This window comes from Erwinia amylovora (assembly GCF_017161565.1).
GTDB classification, from domain to species: domain Bacteria; phylum Pseudomonadota; class Gammaproteobacteria; order Enterobacterales; family Enterobacteriaceae; genus Erwinia; species Erwinia amylovora.
Window position 1 is genome coordinate 1,063,275 of the sequence record NZ_CP066796.1, and the last position, 16,723, is coordinate 1,079,997.

Below are 16,723 nucleotides of genomic sequence, written 5' to 3' on the forward strand. Positions count from 1 at the left end.
ACTTTTGACAGTTAATTGCTCATTTACTCCGCAAATTATCCGCTAAGCTGCTTTTCCTGGTTAGCAGTTGATAAAAACGTTGTTATGCTTGAAATAGCAGGGGAAGATCCCCAAATGGTTACAATGAAATCATCAGGCCCAATTCGTTGTCCGGATGGCGTCGGGTTGTCAGGCCAGTAATCATAGTGTTCCTGATCGCTCTCAAGTAGAATCGCTACAGAGTGTTGCCTAATGAAATATGTCCAGGAGATGGTAATGTCATACAGTGGCGAACGTGAATTAACTGCACCTCATATGGCCTTGGTGCCGATGGTGGTCGAACAAACCTCTCGCGGAGAGCGTTCGTACGACATCTACTCGCGCCTGCTTAAAGAGCGCATTATTTTTCTGACTGGTCAGGTTGAAGACCACATGGCCAACCTGATTGTCGCGCAAATGTTGTTCCTGGAAGCGGAGAATCCAGAAAAGGATATTCATCTTTATATCAATTCCCCCGGTGGCGTGATCACTGCAGGAATGTCGATTTACGATACCATGCAGTTCATTAAGCCGGATGTCAGCACCATCTGTATGGGGCAGGCCTGTTCTATGGGAGCTTTTCTGCTGACAGCGGGTGCGAAAGGAAAGCGCTACTGTTTGCCTAATTCGCGCGTGATGATCCACCAGCCGCTGGGCGGTTTCCAGGGGCAAGCGTCAGATATCGATATCCATGCGCGTGAAATTATCAAAACGAAGCAGATGATGAATGAGCTGATGGCAAAACACACCGGGCAGACAATTGAAAACATCGAGCGTGATACCAATCGCGATCGCTTCCTGTCGGCCAGTGAATCCGTCGAGTATGGTTTGGTGGATTCTGTACTATCCCAGCGTAACTAATTATGCAAGTTGTGACAGACAGCCGTTGCCTGCCGAGGTGACGGCCTGCTTAACTCCCCCCGGGGGAAGATAGGCGCGATAAAGAGAGGGAAGTAAATGACCGATAAACGCAAAGACGGTTCAGGGAAGCTGCTGTACTGCTCTTTTTGCGGCAAAAGCCAGCATGAAGTGCGTAAGCTGATTGCCGGCCCGTCAGTATATGTCTGCGATGAATGCGTGGACTTATGTAACGACATCATTCGTGAAGAGATCAAAGAGATTGCGCCGCACCGCGAGCGCAGTTCGTTGCCCACGCCGCATGAAATCCGCCACCATCTTGACGACTATGTTGTTGGCCAGGAACGCGCCAAGAAGGTGCTGTCGGTAGCGGTTTACAACCACTATAAACGTTTGCGTAACGGCGATACCAGTAACGGTATTGAGCTGGGCAAAAGCAATATTTTGCTGATTGGCCCAACGGGTAGCGGTAAAACCCTGCTGGCCGAAACGATGGCACGGCTGCTGGACGTGCCGTTCACCATGGCGGACGCCACCACGCTGACCGAAGCGGGCTACGTCGGTGAAGATGTGGAAAACATCATTCAGAAGCTGCTGCAGAAGTGCGACTACGACGTGCAAAAGGCTCAGCGCGGCATCGTGTACATTGACGAAATCGACAAGATTTCGCGCAAGTCGGATAACCCGTCAATTACCCGTGACGTGTCGGGCGAAGGCGTGCAGCAGGCGCTGCTGAAGCTGATTGAAGGGACGGTGGCAGCGGTTCCGCCACAGGGCGGGCGCAAGCATCCGCAGCAGGAGTTTCTGCAGGTGGACACCTCGAAGATCCTGTTTATCTGCGGCGGTGCGTTTGCCGGGCTGGACAAGGTCGTCTCACAGCGCGTGGACAGCGGCATCGGCATCGGCTTTAGCGCGTCGGTAAAAGGCAAGTCAGAGAAAGCGACAGAAGGCGAGCTGCTGGCCCAGGTGGAGCCTGAGGACCTGATTAAATTCGGTCTGATCCCGGAATTTATCGGCCGACTGCCGGTGGTGGCAACGCTAAGCGAGCTAAGCGAGGAAGCGCTGATACAGATCCTGCGCGAGCCGAAAAACGCGCTGACCAAACAGTACCAGGCGCTGTTTAATCTGGAAGGGGTAGAGCTGGAATTCCGGGAAGAAGCGCTGAAAGCCATTGCCAACAAGGCGATGCTGCGTAAAACCGGTGCGCGCGGGCTGCGCTCAATCGTGGAGGGCGCACTGCTGGACACCATGTACGATCTGCCGTCGGTGGATGACGTGGAAAAAGTGGTCATCGACGAGTCGGTCATCTCCGGTGAAAGCCAGCCGCTGCTGATTTACAGCAAGGGAGATACCCAGCAGGCATCTGGAGAGTAATCCATATGTTGTTTCAATAAAAACGGCCCGCAGTAACAGAAGCGGGCCGTCTTTATATCGGGCTGAAGCGTATCAGGCTTTTAGCTCATCCCACTGGCTGATGACGTGGGTGGCAATCCCGTAGTCAATGGCCTGCTCCGGGCTCATCCAGTAGTTGCTGTCGGTGTCCTTTTCCACCTTCTCAAGTGGCTGCCCCGTCGCTTTACTGATCAACTGATTGATACGTTCACGCGCCCGCAGCAGTTCTTTCGCTTCAATTTCAATATCTGAAACCTTGCCACGAACGCCGCCCAGCGGCTGATGGATCATAAAGCGGGTATTAGGCAGCGTGTAACGATTTTCTTTATCAGCCGCAAGGAAAATAGTGATACCGGCGCTGGCTACCCAACCGGTGCCGATAACCAGCACTTTCGGTTTCACAAATTTGATCATGTCATGAATGGTATCACCGGCTTCAACATGGCCCCCCTGGCTGTTGATAAACAGCTTGATCGGCTCGTCGCCCATCTCCTGCAGGACCAGCAACTGAGCGGTAACTTTCTCGGCGAGCGCCTGATTAATCTCACCTGATATGATAACAGAGCGTGACTGCAGCAGTTTATTCACTGCCAGCGCTGAATTCTTCTCTTCCTGGCCGTTTTCTTCTTTTTTCTCTGGCTCTTCAGACATGCTTAAACTCCATCTGATAAATGTAAAGTGACCAGAGTTTAGCATAATCCAGTTAGCAGCTGAATCAACCCTGATATCATCTCTTATTCATCATTCAGAACAGCATTTTAGATGATCTTCTGATGAGGTTTTTCTTATTTAGGCCGATTCAGCCGTAGCGCATGCTAAATGTGCTTTCTGCCCCCTGTATAAAGTGGAGACCGGCGTTGTTCTCACTACTAAGCAGCAAAATGGGCTATATTAATGTTTAACAATGGTGTGAATTGCGACAGATCACTTCGGATCTGTGGTGAACCTGCTATGAGGCTAACTGATGACAGAGAAGCGTAAAGACGGTTCAGGGAAGCTGCTGTACTGCTCTTTCTGCGGCAAAAGCCAGCACGAAGTGCGCAAGCTGATTGCCGGCCCGTCAGTCTACATCTGCGATGAATGCGTGGACTTATGTAACGACATCATTCGTGAAGAGATCAAAGAGATTGCGCCGCACCGCGAGCGCAGTTCGTTGCCCACGCCGCATGAAATCCGCCACCATCTTGACGACTATGTTGTTGGCCAGGAACGCGCCAAGAAGGTGCTGTCGGTAGCGGTTTACAACCACTATAAACGTCTGCGTAACGGCGACACCAGTAACGGTATTGAGCTGGGCAAAAGCAATATTTTGCTGATTGGCCCAACGGGTAGCGGTAAAACCCTGCTGGCCGAAACGATGGCACGGCTGCTGGACGTGCCGTTCACCATGGCGGACGCCACCACGCTGACCGAAGCGGGCTACGTCGGTGAAGATGTGGAAAACATCATTCAGAAGCTGCTGCAGAAGTGCGACTACGACGTGCAAAAGGCTCAGCGCGGCATCGTGTACATTGACGAAATCGACAAGATTTCGCGCAAGTCGGACAACCCGTCAATTACCCGTGACGTGTCGGGCGAAGGCGTGCAGCAGGCGCTGCTGAAGCTGATTGAAGGGACGGTGGCAGCGGTTCCGCCACAGGGCGGGCGCAAGCATCCGCAGCAGGAGTTTCTGCAGGTGGACACCTCGAAGATCCTGTTTATCTGCGGCGGTGCGTTTGCCGGGCTGGACAAGGTCGTCTCACAGCGCGTGGACAGCGGCATCGGCATTGGCTTTAGCGCGTCGGTAAAAGGCAAGTCAGAGAAAGCGACAGAAGGCGAGCTGCTGGCCCAGGTGGAGCCTGAGGACCTGATTAAATTCGGTCTGATCCCGGAATTTATCGGCCGACTGCCGGTGGTGGCAACGCTAAGCGAGCTAAGCGAGGAAGCGCTGATACAGATCCTGTGCGAGCCGAAAAACGCGCTGACCAAACAGTACCAGGCGCTGTTTAATCTTGAAGGAGTAGAGCTGGAATTCCGGGAAGAAGCGCTGAAAGCCATTGCCAACAAGGCGATGCTGCGTAAAACCGGTGCGCGCGGGCTGCGCTCAATCGTGGAGGGCGCACTGCTGGACACCATGTACGATCTGCCGTCGGTGGATGACGTGGAAAAAGTGGTCATCGACGAGTCGGTCATCTCCGGTGAAAGCCAGCCGCTGCTAATTTATGGTAAATCGGACGTTCAGCAGGTGTCTGGTGAATAAATAACCAAATTAATCCAGTGAGTTAAGGTCCGGGGGGGAAATGCATCCCCCTGGTACTTTTCTCCTCTCGCAACATTGAATCTATTCCATTCATCCCCATATACTCAGATACCTGTGGGTTAAACTGCACTCTTTTGATGGTGCGGTTCCCCTTACCCTGGCGGAAATTAAACTAAGAGAGAGCTCTATGAATCCTGAGCGTTCTGAACGCATTGAAATCCCTGTGTTGCCGTTGCGTGACGTAGTGGTTTATCCGCACATGGTCATTCCGTTGTTTGTCGGTCGTGAAAAATCAATTCGCTGCCTTGAAGCCGCCATGGATCATGACAAAAAGATCATGCTGGTCGCTCAGAAAGAAGCTTCAACGGATGAACCTGGTATTAACGACCTCTTCTCAGTTGGCACCGTTGCCTCTATTTTGCAGATGCTTAAGCTGCCGGATGGCACGGTAAAAGTGCTGGTTGAAGGGCTACAGCGTGCGCGCATTTCCGCCTTATCGGATAATGGCGACCACTTTACGGCCAAAGCTGAATATCTGACGTCTCCGGAAATTGAAGAGCGCGAGCAAGAAGTGCTGGTGCGCACGGCGATCAATCAGTTTGAGGGCTATATCAAACTGAATAAAAAGATCCCGCCGGAGGTGCTCACTTCCCTTAACAGCATTGATGACGCTGCGCGTCTTGCCGATACCGTTGCCGCTCATATGCCGTTAAAGCTGTCTGATAAACAGTCAGTGCTGGAAATGTCAGACGTGGATGAACGTCTGGAATACCTGATGGCGATGATGGAATCGGAAATCGACCTGTTACAGGTGGAGAAACGGATCCGCAATCGCGTTAAAAAGCAGATGGAAAAAAGCCAGCGTGAGTACTATCTGAATGAGCAAATGAAAGCGATTCAGAAAGAACTGGGCGAGATGGACGATGCACCGGACGAAAACGAAGCGCTGAAACGCAAAATCGACGCGGCCAGAATGCCGAAAGAAGCGCGTGAAAAAACCGAAGCCGAACTGCAGAAGCTGAAAATGATGTCACCGATGTCTGCTGAAGCAACGGTAGTGCGTGGCTACATCGACTGGATGGTACAGGTACCGTGGAATGCGCGTAGCAAGGTGAAAAAAGACCTGCAGAAAGCGCAGGAAACGCTGGATACTGACCACTTCGGCCTGGAACGCGTTAAAGATCGTATTCTTGAATATTTAGCCGTGCAGAGCCGCGTTAGCAAAATCAAAGGTCCGATCCTCTGCCTGGTCGGGCCTCCGGGCGTGGGTAAAACCTCACTGGGACAGTCTATAGCGAAGGCAACCGGTCGCAAATACGTGCGCATGGCGCTGGGTGGGGTGCGTGATGAAGCTGAAATTCGCGGTCATCGTCGAACCTATATCGGTTCTATGCCGGGCAAACTGATCCAGAAAATGGCCAAAGTCGGGGTAAAAAACCCACTGTTCCTGCTGGATGAAATAGACAAAATGTCATCCGATATGCGTGGCGATCCAGCCTCGGCACTGCTGGAAGTGCTCGACCCGGAACAAAACATTGCTTTCAACGACCATTATCTGGAAGTGGATTACGATCTTTCCGACGTGATGTTTGTTGCAACATCGAATTCGATGAACATTCCGGCTCCGTTGCTGGACCGTATGGAAGTGATCCGCCTTTCCGGTTATACCGAAGACGAAAAACTCAATATCGCCAAAAAGCATCTGCTGTCGAAGCAGATTGAGCGCAATGCCCTGAAAGAACATGAGCTCATCGTCGACGATAGCGCCATTGTGGGTATTATTCGTTATTACACGCGCGAAGCTGGCGTGCGTAGTCTTGAACGTGAACTGTCCAAGCTGTGCCGCAAAGCGGTAAAAACCTTGCTGATGGACAAGTCTGTTAAGCATATCGAAATCAACGCTGATAATCTGAAGGACTATCTCGGCGTACAGCGTTATGACTATGGCCGCGCTGACAGCGAAAACCGCGTTGGTCAGGTTACTGGTCTGGCATGGACTGAAGTGGGTGGCGATCTGTTAACCATCGAAACGGCTTGCGTTCCGGGTAAAGGAAAACTGACCTACACCGGTTCGCTGGGCGAAGTGATGCAGGAATCGATTCAGGCTGCATTGACCGTAGTACGCGCCAGAGCAGAAAAGCTCGGTATTAATGGCGACTTCTACGAGAAACGCGACATCCATGTGCATGTGCCTGAAGGGGCAACACCAAAGGATGGTCCAAGTGCAGGTATTGCCATGTGTACCGCGTTGGTTTCTTGTCTTACCGGTAACCCGGTGCGCGCTGATGTAGCCATGACCGGTGAGATCACGCTACGTGGTCAGGTCCTGCCAATTGGTGGACTAAAAGAGAAACTGCTGGCCGCTCACCGTGGTGGAATTAAAACGGTGTTGATCCCGGACGAAAACAAGCGCGACCTGGAAGAGATCCCGGAAAACGTGATTGCAGATCTGGATATTCACCCGGTGAAGCGTATTGAAGAGGTATTAGCCCTGGCGCTGCAAAATGCACCTTATGGCATGCAGGTTGCCTCGGTAAAATAGCGATTTAAGGCAAACTCACAATAAACTAAGGCTGGTAAGTAAATTGTTGCTTGCCAGCCTTTTTATCGGCCGCTAAGTTAGGGTGCTGTCAGGTCAATGATGGCAAGGATTACGGATTGCCACGGCTCAACAGCCATAAAAAAGAACTGCATGCGCGAGTCTGACGAACGCCCGTTCAGGTACAAACAATAAAACAGGGGATGAGTGAGTGAATAAGTCACAGTTGATCGACAAAATTGCTGCAGAAGCTGATATTTCTAAAGCCGCAGCGGGACGTGTATTGGATGCTTTTATCGGTTCTGTAACAGAATCTTTGCAGGCCGGCGACGAAGTGGCGCTGGTTGGTTTCGGTACTTTCTCGGTACGCGAACGTGCTGAACGCGTTGGCCGCAACCCACAGACGGGTAAAGAAATTACCATTGCAGCAGGAAAAGTACCGGGCTTCCGTGCCGGTAAAGCGTTAAAGGACGCCGTAAACTAAAGTGCGTTGAATCACCGCAGCAGCAGATTTCTGCGGTGGATTGAGGATCGCCAAAGCGTTCTCATGTAACATACGGGGCACATCAGTAGATTGATGTGCCTTTTTTCATCTTGCAATGACGAACGCGTACAACGGTTGTCTCACAGGCTAAGCACGTCCTCGTGAATGCGGGACGACAGCGCAAGTTTTACATTCACATTACAGCGGAGTGTTGTCACACCATGATGGACAATTTACGCGCGGCGTCAAACCATGTCGCGCTCAAAATTATATTGGGTCTGATCATCCTGTCCTTTGTCCTTACCGGAGTAGGTGGCTACCTGACCGGCGGCAGCGGTGATTACGCCGCCAAAGTCAACGGGCAGGAAATCAGCCGGGCGCAGTTTGAACGTGCCTTCAGCAGCGAACGTGCTCGCCAGCAACAGATGTTGGGCGAACAATTTTCTGTTCTGGCGGGTAATGATGGCTACATGCAGCAGATGCGTCAGCAGGCCCTTTCTCAACTGATTGATGAAATGCTGCTCACGCAGTATGCAAAAGACATTGGCCTGACTATCAGTGACGATCAGATCAAACAGGCGATCTTCACTCAGCCCGCATTCCAGACGGCCGGTAAATTTGATAATGCAAAATACATTAGTATTATCAATAATATGGGCTTCACTGCTGACCAGTACGCAGAAGCGTTGCGTAAGCAGCTTACCACTCAGCAGCTTATTGAATCTGTGACAGGAACTGACTTTGTTCTAGGCAATGAGGCAGATTCATTAGCGGCACTGGTGGCGCAGCAGCGTCTGGTGCGCGAAGTGACCATTAACGTCAATGCCCTGGCCGCTAAGCAGAATGTGACTCAGGAAGAGATCGCCAACTACTACCAGCAACATCAGAGCAGCCTGATGTCCTCTGAGCAGTTCCGCGTTAGCTACATCAAAATGGACGCGGCGACCATGCAGCAGCCGGTAAGTGAAAGTGACATCCAGAGCTGGTATGAAAAGCACCAGGGTGATTACACCCAGCCACAGCGTAACCGCTACAGCATTATCCAAACTAAAACCGAAGCCGAAGCTCGGTCAGTTCTGGATGTTCTGAAGAAAGGCGGTGATTTTGCCAGGCTGGCAAAAGAGAAATCCGCCGATCCGATTTCGGCCCGCAACGGCGGCGATATGGGTTGGCTGGAACCGGAGACGACCCCGGACGAGCTGAAAAGGGCTGCCCTGAAAGAGAAAGGCCAGTTGTCCGGGGTGATCACCTCTTCCGTCGGTTTTATCGTTGCGCGCCTCGATGATACTCAGCCGGAGAAAGTCAAAGCGTTAAGCGAAGTTCATGATGATATCGCCAATAAGCTGAAGCAGGAAAAAGCGGTTGTTGCTTTCTATAAACTGCAACAGAAAGTCAGCGATGCAGCCAGTAATGACAATGAATCACTGGCGAGCGCAGAGCAGGCTGCCGGAGTCAAAGCCGTTGAAACAGGCTGGTTTGGCCACGACAATATACCAGCCGAGCTGAAGTTCAAAGCGGTGCAGGACGCTATCTTTAACGGTGCATTGTTAGGTGAAAACGCAGCGCCGGGCAGCAACTCCGACGTGATTACCGTGGATGGCGATCGCGCGTTCGTTCTGCGTATTAGCGAGCACAAACCCGAAGCGGTAAAAGCGTTACAGGACGTGACAGCGCAAATTACCGACACGCTGAAACAGCAGAAAGGGTTACAGCAGGCGAAAGCTCAGGCAGACAAACTGTTGGCCGAACTGAAAGCAGGTAAAGGTGACGATGCGTTGAAAGCAGCCAATCTCCGATTTGCCGCTCAACAGACGCTGACGCGTACCGGCCAGGATGCATTATCTCAGGCTGCATTCTCACTGCCACTGCCATCGCAAGGTAAGTCGTCCTACGGCATCAGTGAAGATGCTCAGGGTAATGTGGTGCTGATTGCGCTCGACAAAGTGCAAAAAGGCGAGATGCCACAAGCGCAAAAACAGGCGTTGGTGCAGGGCATTACCCAGAATAACGCCCAGCTTGCTTTTGCAGCTATGCTCAGTAATCTGCGTAAAGAAGCGAAAATCAAATACGGTGCTGCGGCCCAGGCGCAATAAGCCTCGTAAATTTTCTGCAACAGATTGCAACATTAAAGGCCGCTTATGCGGCCTTTTCCATTTCTGACACAGGGTGTTTGCCGCATTGCCGCTGCGGGCGTAGGCTTGCCGAGCTGTCAAACACATGGAGGAAAAACAGCATGATGAATCATCGATTAAAGGCGATCACCTTTGCCCTGGCTATCGGGCTGACGATGCCCTCTTTAGCGACTACCAGCGCGCCAGAAGGGGGCGTCACCGGGGGCAAAACAATGGCGGAAGGAAAGGGCGCAGCCGGGGCGCAGGTCAGTATCAATAGCGCCAGCGCGCAGGAGCTGGCGGCGGCGATGAGCGGCGTCGGTCTGAAGAAAGCTGAATCTATAATCAGCTACCGCGAGAAATATGGCCCTTTTACTGGGGTAGATCAATTAAAGGAGGTTCCCGGTCTCGGCAACACGTTGGTGGAGCGAAATCTGGCGCACCTCAAACTGTGATCCACATCCTGAGTCGGCCATTTGCGCTGTAAATCGGATTGATGACTGCTAATCTCTGAAGGTCATACCAGTTTGTGTGGCCTTTCAGCGTGGAGAACATCGTTATGCGAACCGTTATAAAAGTGCGTGGCTATCACCTTGATGTCTTCCAGCATGTCAATAACGCGCGCTATCTGGAGTTTCTTGAGGAAGCCCGCTGGGCATGGTTGGAAGAGGGGGGATCCTACCGCTGGATGAGCGAGAGGGGGCTGGCGCTGGTCGTGGTTAATATTAATATCAACTACCGCAGCCCGGCAAAGATGGGCGACGTGCTGGATGTTGATTGCCAGCTGGTGAAGTTTGGCGGCAAAAGCGGCACCGTTGCACAGCGGGTTTCATTACAGCCGGACGGAATAGAGATCGCAGATGCCTTATTGACCTTTGTCTGCGTCGATAGCAAAACGCAAAAAGCACAGCCGCTGGAAGGGGAGTTGAAAGCACATCTGGCCGGATTAGCCTCAGGGGGCTGATCAACATCCGCCCAGGTTTTTAGACCAGCCCGGTTTTGCGCTTCAACTCCAGCGTCACCGCAGCAGGGTTTTGCTGATATTCACTCAAACCGCGGGCGCGCAGATGGCAGGCGGCACAATCGCCACAGCCGTCCCCGATGATGCCGTTATAGCAGGTTAGTGTCTGATGGCGTATCAGCGGCAGCTGGTGCCAGTAGTCGGCCAGTGCCCATGTTTCCGCTTTATTCAGCCACATTAGCGGAGTTTCAATGCGCAGCTCACGAGCCATACCCAGATTAATCGCCTGGTTCAGCGCGTTGACAAATTCATTGCGGCAGTCAGGGTAACCAGAGAAGTCAGTTTCACAGGCACCGGTAACGATCGCCTGTGCTTCAATCTGATAAGCATAGATTGAGGCGAAGGTAAAAAATACGAGGTTGCGACCGGGGACGAAGGTGCTGGGCAGGCCACTGGCTGCGGGATTGTAAGCCGGAACCGGAATGTTATCACGCGTCAGGCTGCTGACGGCCAGTTCGTTTAGCATGGTGACATCGAGCACTTTGTGCGCCCGAACACCCAGCAACGTTGACAGCTGTCGGGCAACATCGATTTCAGCGCGGTGGCGCTGGCCATAGTCAAAGGTGACGCAGTGCACCTCGTCATACTGTTGTAAAGCCTGAATCAAACAGGTAGTTGAGTCCTGTCCACCGCTGAATACAACCACTGCACGCTTCATATTTCATCTCCCCGATTATCTTCCGGGGGCTATGGTAATGCCTGGCGGCAAATAAAGGTATCCCCGGGTCTTCGATAATGCTTAACGTTCAAGGACCCGTTGCGCTTTGGCCGCAGCAGATTGGCGTGTTCCACGATACAGTGTCAGCATAATTCCCAGCAGGAACGGCAATAACAGCATCAGTGACTGGTGGCTGATGCTGACGCCGTTCAATTTGCTTTCGAGCGCCACGGCAATCAGCGGGAACACCAGAAATACCAGCGATGCCTGGAAGGGCCTGGCCGCCTGCTGCAGAGCAAAGTAGGCCAGAATGCCGCCCACTCCAGCGACTACGCCAAGATAAACTATCGCCAGCAGCGCCTGTGGCGTAAAAGCCTGGTAATCGGGTGTTTCACTCAGCCCGGCTAATGTCAAAATTATCCCGGCGCCCATGCAGGGTAGGGCGTTGTAGCTCAGTACAGAGATACCCGCACAGCGTTTTTTACACTGTACGTACATCACCGCATGGATCAGCACCGCCGCGACCAGTGCCAGAATTCCCTGCAGCTGGCTTTCTGCGCTGGACTGCGTTTCATGCCACAGTATGGTGCCCAGTGCGCCGGTACTGATGCCAAGGCCAAGCAGCTGTTGCAGCGTTGTTTTTTCCTGTAAAAAAAACAGTGATGCCGCGAGAACGGCCGCCGGCATTGTGGCAAAGATAATGGCGGCCAGGCTGGAGGAGGTATAGCGTTCGCCGTAAATCATCAGGGTGAACGGGATTGCAAAATAGAAAAGCGTTACGCACAGCTGGAAGCCGCGTTGACCAGCGGGGAATAGCAATGGGGCTTTTTGATAACGCGCCAACAATAAAAGCAGCGGTGCGGCGCAAAGAAAGCGTAGCCCGGTAGCGGAAATCGGCGGTACGCTGGCCACGGCAATTTTCATCGCCATCCAGGTGGTTCCCCAGGTCAGAGAGACGGCAATAAATAGTCCAGTTATCATAAGTTTACGGAAAATTTTGGTGTTCATCCCGGTCATCGCTGAATTCAAAAAAAATGAGAGCAGCAGATTAACGCAATGCCAGGAGAAAATGTTGCTATAATATTGCTGCATTTACCCAACCAGGGAGAAAATTTTGCTACCAACAGCGCTGGATAAAAAAGACCGTATGCTTTTGAACCTGCTTCAACAGGATTGTACCCTGTCACTTCAGATACTGGCGGATGCCGTAAACCTGACAACAACACCATGTTGGAAGCGTTTGAAAAGGCTTGAGGATGAGGGCTATATTCGCGCCCGGGTGGCGCTGTTGAATGGTGAAAAGCTCGGTCTGGATCTCACTGCCTTTGTGTTAATCAAAACACATCAACACAGCAGTGACTGGTACAATCAATTTGTCACTGTGGTACAGGCGATGCCGGAAGTGATGGGTTTTTACCGCATGGCGGGAGAATATGATTACCTGTTGCGGGTACAGGTCACCGATATGAAAAGCTACGATGGCTTCTATAAAAAGCTGGTAAACAGCATTCCCGGCTTGCTTGATGTGACCTCTGGTTTTGCCATGGAAGAAATAAAATGCACTACCGCTTTACCGGTTGCCCCCTGACAGGGACTGCCGTTAACTTATCCAGCCAATATTCAGGATGTTCCAGTGCGACTTTTTAGCCAACTGAGCTGGTTTTTCTTGCGAGAATGGCGCCGATATCTCGGTGCGGTGCTACTGCTGGTCGTCACTGCTGTACTTCAGCTATTGCCACCTTATGTTGTAGGCAAAATCGTTGACGGCGTTAGCCATGAGGCCATGAGCACCGGGCAGCTGATGATGTGGATTGGTGCGATGATCATCACCGCGATAATCGTCTATCTGCTGCGCTATGTCTGGCGCATACTGTTATTTGGTGCCTCTTACCATCTGGCGGTTGAACTGCGCGAAGATTTTTACCGTCAGCTAAGCCGTCAGCATCCTGAATTTTATTTGCGCCACCGCACTGGCGATCTGATTGCGCGGGCCACCAATGATGTTGACCGGGTCGTCTTCGCCGCCGGAGAGGGCGTTTTGACACTGGTGGATTCTCTGGTGATGGGCATAGTGGTACTGGTGGTGATGAGCAGCCAAATCAGCTGGCAGCTCACCCTGTTGGCCCTGCTGCCGATGCCGATCATGGCAATGGTGACCAAACATTATGGTAACCAGTTACATCATCGTTTTAAAAGCGCACAGGCCGCGTTCTCATCACTCAATGACCAAACCCAGGAAAGTTTGAGCAGTATCCGGATGATCAAGGCATTTGGTTTAGAGGACCATCAGTCGGGTCAGTTCGCTGCCATTGCTCAGGATACCGGGGAAAAAAACCTGCGCGTGGCGCGCATTGATGCACGATTCGACCCCACTATCTATATCGCCATTGCCCTGTCAAACCTGTTGGCTATTGGTGGGGGAAGTTGGATGGTTTGGCATGGCTCGATGACGCTTGGGCAGCTAACCAGTTTTGTTATGTATCTCGGTTTGATGATTTGGCCAATGCTGGCGCTGGCATGGATGCTGAATATAGTCGAACGCGGCAGCGCTGCCTGGAGCCGTATCCGCTCACTGTTGTCCGAAGCGCCGGTGGTCGCCGATGGTAAAAAGTCGCTGCCGGAAGGGCGAGGGGTGCTGCAAATTGCCATTCGGCAGTTTAGTTATCCTGGTGTGCAGCAGCCTGCGCTTCGTAACCTCAATGTGAATATTAAACCCGGGCAAATGCTGGGGCTGTGTGGCCCCACCGGATCGGGGAAAAGTACTTTACTCAGTCTGATCCAGCGCCATTTTGATATTGAACAAGGGGATATTCGTTATCATGCCATCCCACTGCCGCAGTTGCGTCTTGACGCCTGGCGCAGCAGGTTAGCGGTGGTAAGCCAAACCCCGTTCCTGTTCTCTGACAGCGTGGCAAACAATATTGCTTTAGGTCGTCCTGCTGCCACGCAGAGCGAGATTGAGTATGCGGCGCAACTGGCTAACGTGCACGAAGATATACTGCGCTTGCCACAGGGCTACCAGACGGAAGTCGGTGAACGCGGGGTAATGCTTTCCGGCGGGCAAAAACAGCGTATTTCCATCGCGCGTGCGCTGCTGCTGAATACAGAAATTCTGCTGCTGGATGATGCCCTTTCTGCGGTGGACGGTCGTACTGAACAGCACATTTTACACAATTTGCGGCGCTGGGGAGAAGGACGCACGGTGATTATCAGCGCTCATCGTCTTTCGGCATTGTCCGAAGCCAGTGAAATTCTGGTATTGCAGCATGGTGCAGCAGTCCAGCGCGGTGACCATGAACAGCTGCTTGCCACTGAAGGCTGGTATGGTGAAATGTATCGCTATCAGCAGCTGGAAGCGGCGTTAGATGAAGATAACATCGTACAGGGAGTGCCACATGGCTAATAACACCCGGCTATGGCCGACGATCAAGCGGCTGCTTTACTACGGTGCGCCGTGGCGGAAATCACTTGGCCTGGCCGTATTGATGTTGTGGATTGCCGCAGCGGCAGAAGTGCTCGGGCCGGTGCTGATCAGCTTTTTTATCGACCAATTGGTGGCGAAACATCGTATGCCTTTGGGGCTGGCGGCTGGGCTGATAACCAGCTACCTGTTGCTACAGCTGCTGGCCGCTATACTACATTACTGGCAGGCGCTGCGGTTTAACCAGGCCGCGGTTGGCGTGGTACAGCGTTTACGCACCGAGGTTATGGATGCCGCTTTGCGCCAACCGTTAAGCGCTTTTGACAATCAACCGGTCGGGCAAATTATCTCGCGGGTAACCAACGATACAGAAGTGGTGCGCGATCTGTATGTCACCGTGGTAGCTACCGTGCTGCGCAGTGCTGCGCTGGTCGGTGCGATGCTGGTGGCAATGTTCAGTCTGGACTGGCGCATGGCGCTGGTGGCAGTGGCCATTTTTCCGGCAGTGCTAACTGTGATGCTGATATATCAGCGTTGCAGCACGCCTGTTGTGCGTCGGGTGCGCAGTTATCTGGCCGAAATCAATAATGGTTTTAATGAAGTGATTAGCGGCATGAGTGTGATCCAGCAGTTTCGTCAGCAGGCCCGTTTTGGCGAACGTATGGGCGAGGCCAGCCGCTCGCACTATCTGGCGCGCATGCAGACGTTACGCCTGGACGGCTTCCTGCTGCGGCCGCTGCTCAGCCTGTTTTCCGCGCTGATCCTCTGCGGGCTGATGATGCTTTATGGTTTTTCATCTGCAGGAACCATTGAAGTCGGCGTGCTTTACGCCTTTATCAGCTATCTTGGCCGGCTCAACGAGCCTCTGATTGAACTGACCACCCAACAATCGATGCTGCAACAGGCGGTGGTGGCAGGTGAGCGAATTTTCGAGCTGATGGATGCGCCCCACCAGCCTTATGGTAATGATATCCAGCCGCTCAGTGGGGGCAGCATCGACATTCGCGACCTGACGTTTGCTTATCGCGGCGGTCGTCCGGTGCTGACGGATATCAATTTGTCGGTGCCGCCGCGGCATTTCGTTGCGCTGGTAGGGCACACCGGCAGCGGTAAAAGCACGCTTGCCAGCCTGCTGATGGGCTACTACCCGTTGAGCGACGGTGAAATCCTGCTTGATAACAGACCGCTTTCCTCACTCAGCCATGCCGCACTACGCAACAGCGTGGCAATGGTTCAGCAGGACCCGGTGGTACTGGCTGATACGTTTTTCGCCAATATCACTTTAGGAAGAGAGATCAGAGAGGATGTGGTTTGGGATGTGCTGGAGACGGTGCAGCTGGCGGCGCTTGCGCGCTCCATGCCTGAGGGTATTCATACCCGATTGGGGGAGCAGGGTAACTCTCTTTCAGTTGGACAGAAGCAGCTGTTAGCACTGGCCCGAGTGCTGATCTCGACGCCTAAAATACTTATCCTCGATGAAGCTACGGCGAATATCGACTCCGGTACCGAGCAAACGGTCCAGCAAGCGCTGCGTGCGGTTCGTCAGCGCACTACGCTGGTCGTCATCGCCCATCGACTATCGACGATCACCGAAGCGGATACCATCCTGGTGCTGCATCGCGGACAGGTGGTTGAACGCGGCAATCATCAGCAGCTTTTGGCAGCCCGCGGACGCTACTGGCAGATGTATCGGTTGCAGCTGGCAGGCGTGCAGCTTGCGGTGTCATAAGAGTCCGGCAGTAATAATTACGCTGCTGCACCAAATTCAGGCGAGAAAACCGCCGTCGGTAGAAGGAATGCATCATTTTAGTGCGCTATGAACTATTTTGGTGCATTTCTCTTGCCCCTTTCACCCATTCCTCATTTTCGTCCAAATGCAGTCTTAGCCAGTTTTCAGCCCGACATTGACTGATTACATGAAATCTTCATTTTATTAAATATGGCACAGCCTTTGCTTAATAAATGTATGTTGCTGACACAGC

The 16,723-nt window shown here is 52.6% G+C and carries 14 protein-coding genes; 11 read left to right on the plus strand and 3 right to left on the minus strand.

Annotation, left to right across the window (positions count from 1 at the left end; translation table 11 throughout):
* Positions 1–255 precede the first annotated feature (255 nt).
* A complete protein-coding gene (gene clpP / locus JGC47_RS04905) occupies positions 256–879 on the plus strand; it encodes an ATP-dependent Clp endopeptidase proteolytic subunit ClpP (RefSeq protein WP_004156298.1) in 624 nt (207 codons plus the stop codon).
* A 96-nt stretch (positions 880–975) separates the two neighbouring features.
* Positions 976–2,250, plus strand: coding sequence for an ATP-dependent protease ATP-binding subunit ClpX (clpX, locus tag JGC47_RS04910; protein ID WP_004156300.1), 1,275 nt, complete (start codon positions 976–978; stop codon positions 2,248–2,250).
* Between the two features lie 72 nt (positions 2,251–2,322).
* Here clpX (JGC47_RS04910) and JGC47_RS04915 read toward each other — a convergent pair whose 3' ends face one another.
* A complete protein-coding gene (locus JGC47_RS04915) occupies positions 2,323–2,919 on the minus strand; it encodes an ATP-dependent Clp protease proteolytic subunit (protein WP_004156303.1) in 597 nt (198 codons plus the stop codon).
* Between the two features lie 313 nt (positions 2,920–3,232).
* On the opposite strand from JGC47_RS04915, the gene clpX (JGC47_RS04920) reads away from it, so the two are divergent.
* From clpX (JGC47_RS04920) to JGC47_RS04945, 6 genes are all read left to right on the plus strand, one after another.
* Entirely contained in the window at positions 3,233–4,507 is a 1,275-nt protein-coding gene (clpX, locus tag JGC47_RS04920; RefSeq protein WP_004156305.1) for an ATP-dependent protease ATP-binding subunit ClpX, read from the plus strand.
* A 187-nt stretch (positions 4,508–4,694) separates the two neighbouring features.
* The gene (lon, locus tag JGC47_RS04925; RefSeq protein ID WP_004156306.1) at positions 4,695–7,049 is read left to right on the plus strand and encodes an endopeptidase La; all 2,355 of its coding nucleotides are present in this window, start codon (positions 4,695–4,697) and stop codon (positions 7,047–7,049) included.
* A 208-nt stretch (positions 7,050–7,257) separates the two neighbouring features.
* The gene (gene hupB / locus JGC47_RS04930; protein ID WP_004156308.1) at positions 7,258–7,530 is read left to right on the plus strand and encodes a nucleoid-associated protein HU-beta; all 273 of its coding nucleotides are present in this window, start codon (positions 7,258–7,260) and stop codon (positions 7,528–7,530) included.
* A gap of 221 nt (positions 7,531–7,751) precedes the next feature.
* Positions 7,752–9,623, plus strand: a complete 1,872-nt coding sequence (gene ppiD, locus JGC47_RS04935) for a peptidylprolyl isomerase (protein WP_004156310.1) — start codon at positions 7,752–7,754, stop codon at positions 9,621–9,623.
* Positions 9,624–9,763: 140 nt separating this feature from the next.
* The gene (locus JGC47_RS04940) at positions 9,764–10,096 is read left to right on the plus strand and encodes a helix-hairpin-helix domain-containing protein (protein ID WP_004156312.1); all 333 of its coding nucleotides are present in this window, start codon (positions 9,764–9,766) and stop codon (positions 10,094–10,096) included.
* A gap of 104 nt (positions 10,097–10,200) precedes the next feature.
* Positions 10,201–10,605 carry an acyl-CoA thioesterase gene (locus JGC47_RS04945; RefSeq protein WP_004156313.1) on the plus strand — a complete coding sequence of 135 codons (405 nt, stop codon included), beginning with the start codon at positions 10,201–10,203 and terminating at the stop codon, positions 10,603–10,605.
* A 19-nt stretch (positions 10,606–10,624) separates the two neighbouring features.
* Here the strand turns inward: JGC47_RS04945 and queC are convergent, their stop codons facing one another.
* Positions 10,625–11,320, minus strand: coding sequence for a 7-cyano-7-deazaguanine synthase QueC (gene queC, locus JGC47_RS04950; protein ID WP_004156314.1), 696 nt, complete (start codon positions 11,318–11,320; stop codon positions 10,625–10,627).
* Between the two features lie 81 nt (positions 11,321–11,401).
* Positions 11,402–12,328: a DMT family transporter gene (locus JGC47_RS04955; protein ID WP_013035911.1), complete on the minus strand. Its 927-nt coding sequence runs from the start codon at positions 12,326–12,328 to the stop codon at positions 11,402–11,404.
* A gap of 106 nt (positions 12,329–12,434) precedes the next feature.
* On the opposite strand from JGC47_RS04955, the gene JGC47_RS04960 reads away from it, so the two are divergent.
* From JGC47_RS04960 to JGC47_RS04970, 3 genes are read left to right on the plus strand one after another with little or no spacing between them, the layout of a single operon-like run.
* Complete coding sequence (locus JGC47_RS04960; RefSeq protein WP_004156316.1) at positions 12,435–12,908, plus strand: Lrp/AsnC family transcriptional regulator; 474 nt, start codon at positions 12,435–12,437, stop codon at positions 12,906–12,908.
* A 45-nt stretch (positions 12,909–12,953) separates the two neighbouring features.
* Positions 12,954–14,723 (plus strand): SmdA family multidrug ABC transporter permease/ATP-binding protein, encoded by a 1,770-nt coding sequence (locus JGC47_RS04965; protein WP_004156317.1) that lies wholly within the window; start codon positions 12,954–12,956, stop codon positions 14,721–14,723.
* On the plus strand, positions 14,716–16,470 hold the full coding sequence (locus JGC47_RS04970; RefSeq protein WP_004156318.1) for a SmdB family multidrug efflux ABC transporter permease/ATP-binding protein: 1,755 nt from the start codon (positions 14,716–14,718) through the stop codon (positions 16,468–16,470). The genes JGC47_RS04965 and JGC47_RS04970 overlap by 8 nt, the downstream gene beginning before the upstream one ends.
* The last annotated feature ends 253 nt before the right edge of the window (positions 16,471–16,723 follow it).

Coding starts and splice junctions, on each gene's coding strand:
- clpX (WP_004156305.1), top strand. CDS start 3,233: ATGACAGAGAAGCGTAAAGACGGTTCAGGGAAGCTGCTGTACTGCTCT.
- lon (WP_004156306.1), top strand. CDS start 4,695: ATGAATCCTGAGCGTTCTGAACGCATTGAAATCCCTGTGTTGCCGTTG.
- JGC47_RS04955 (WP_013035911.1), bottom strand. CDS start 12,328: ATGAACACCAAAATTTTCCGTAAACTTATGATAACTGGACTATTTATT.
- queC (WP_004156314.1), bottom strand. CDS start 11,320: ATGAAGCGTGCAGTGGTTGTATTCAGCGGTGGACAGGACTCAACTACC.
- clpX (WP_004156300.1), top strand. CDS start 976: ATGACCGATAAACGCAAAGACGGTTCAGGGAAGCTGCTGTACTGCTCT.
- JGC47_RS04940 (WP_004156312.1), top strand. CDS start 9,764: ATGATGAATCATCGATTAAAGGCGATCACCTTTGCCCTGGCTATCGGG.
- JGC47_RS04970 (WP_004156318.1), top strand. CDS start 14,716: ATGGCTAATAACACCCGGCTATGGCCGACGATCAAGCGGCTGCTTTAC.
- ppiD (WP_004156310.1), top strand. CDS start 7,752: ATGATGGACAATTTACGCGCGGCGTCAAACCATGTCGCGCTCAAAATT.
- JGC47_RS04945 (WP_004156313.1), top strand. CDS start 10,201: ATGCGAACCGTTATAAAAGTGCGTGGCTATCACCTTGATGTCTTCCAG.
- JGC47_RS04915 (WP_004156303.1), bottom strand. CDS start 2,919: ATGTCTGAAGAGCCAGAGAAAAAAGAAGAAAACGGCCAGGAAGAGAAG.
- clpP (WP_004156298.1), top strand. CDS start 256: ATGTCATACAGTGGCGAACGTGAATTAACTGCACCTCATATGGCCTTG.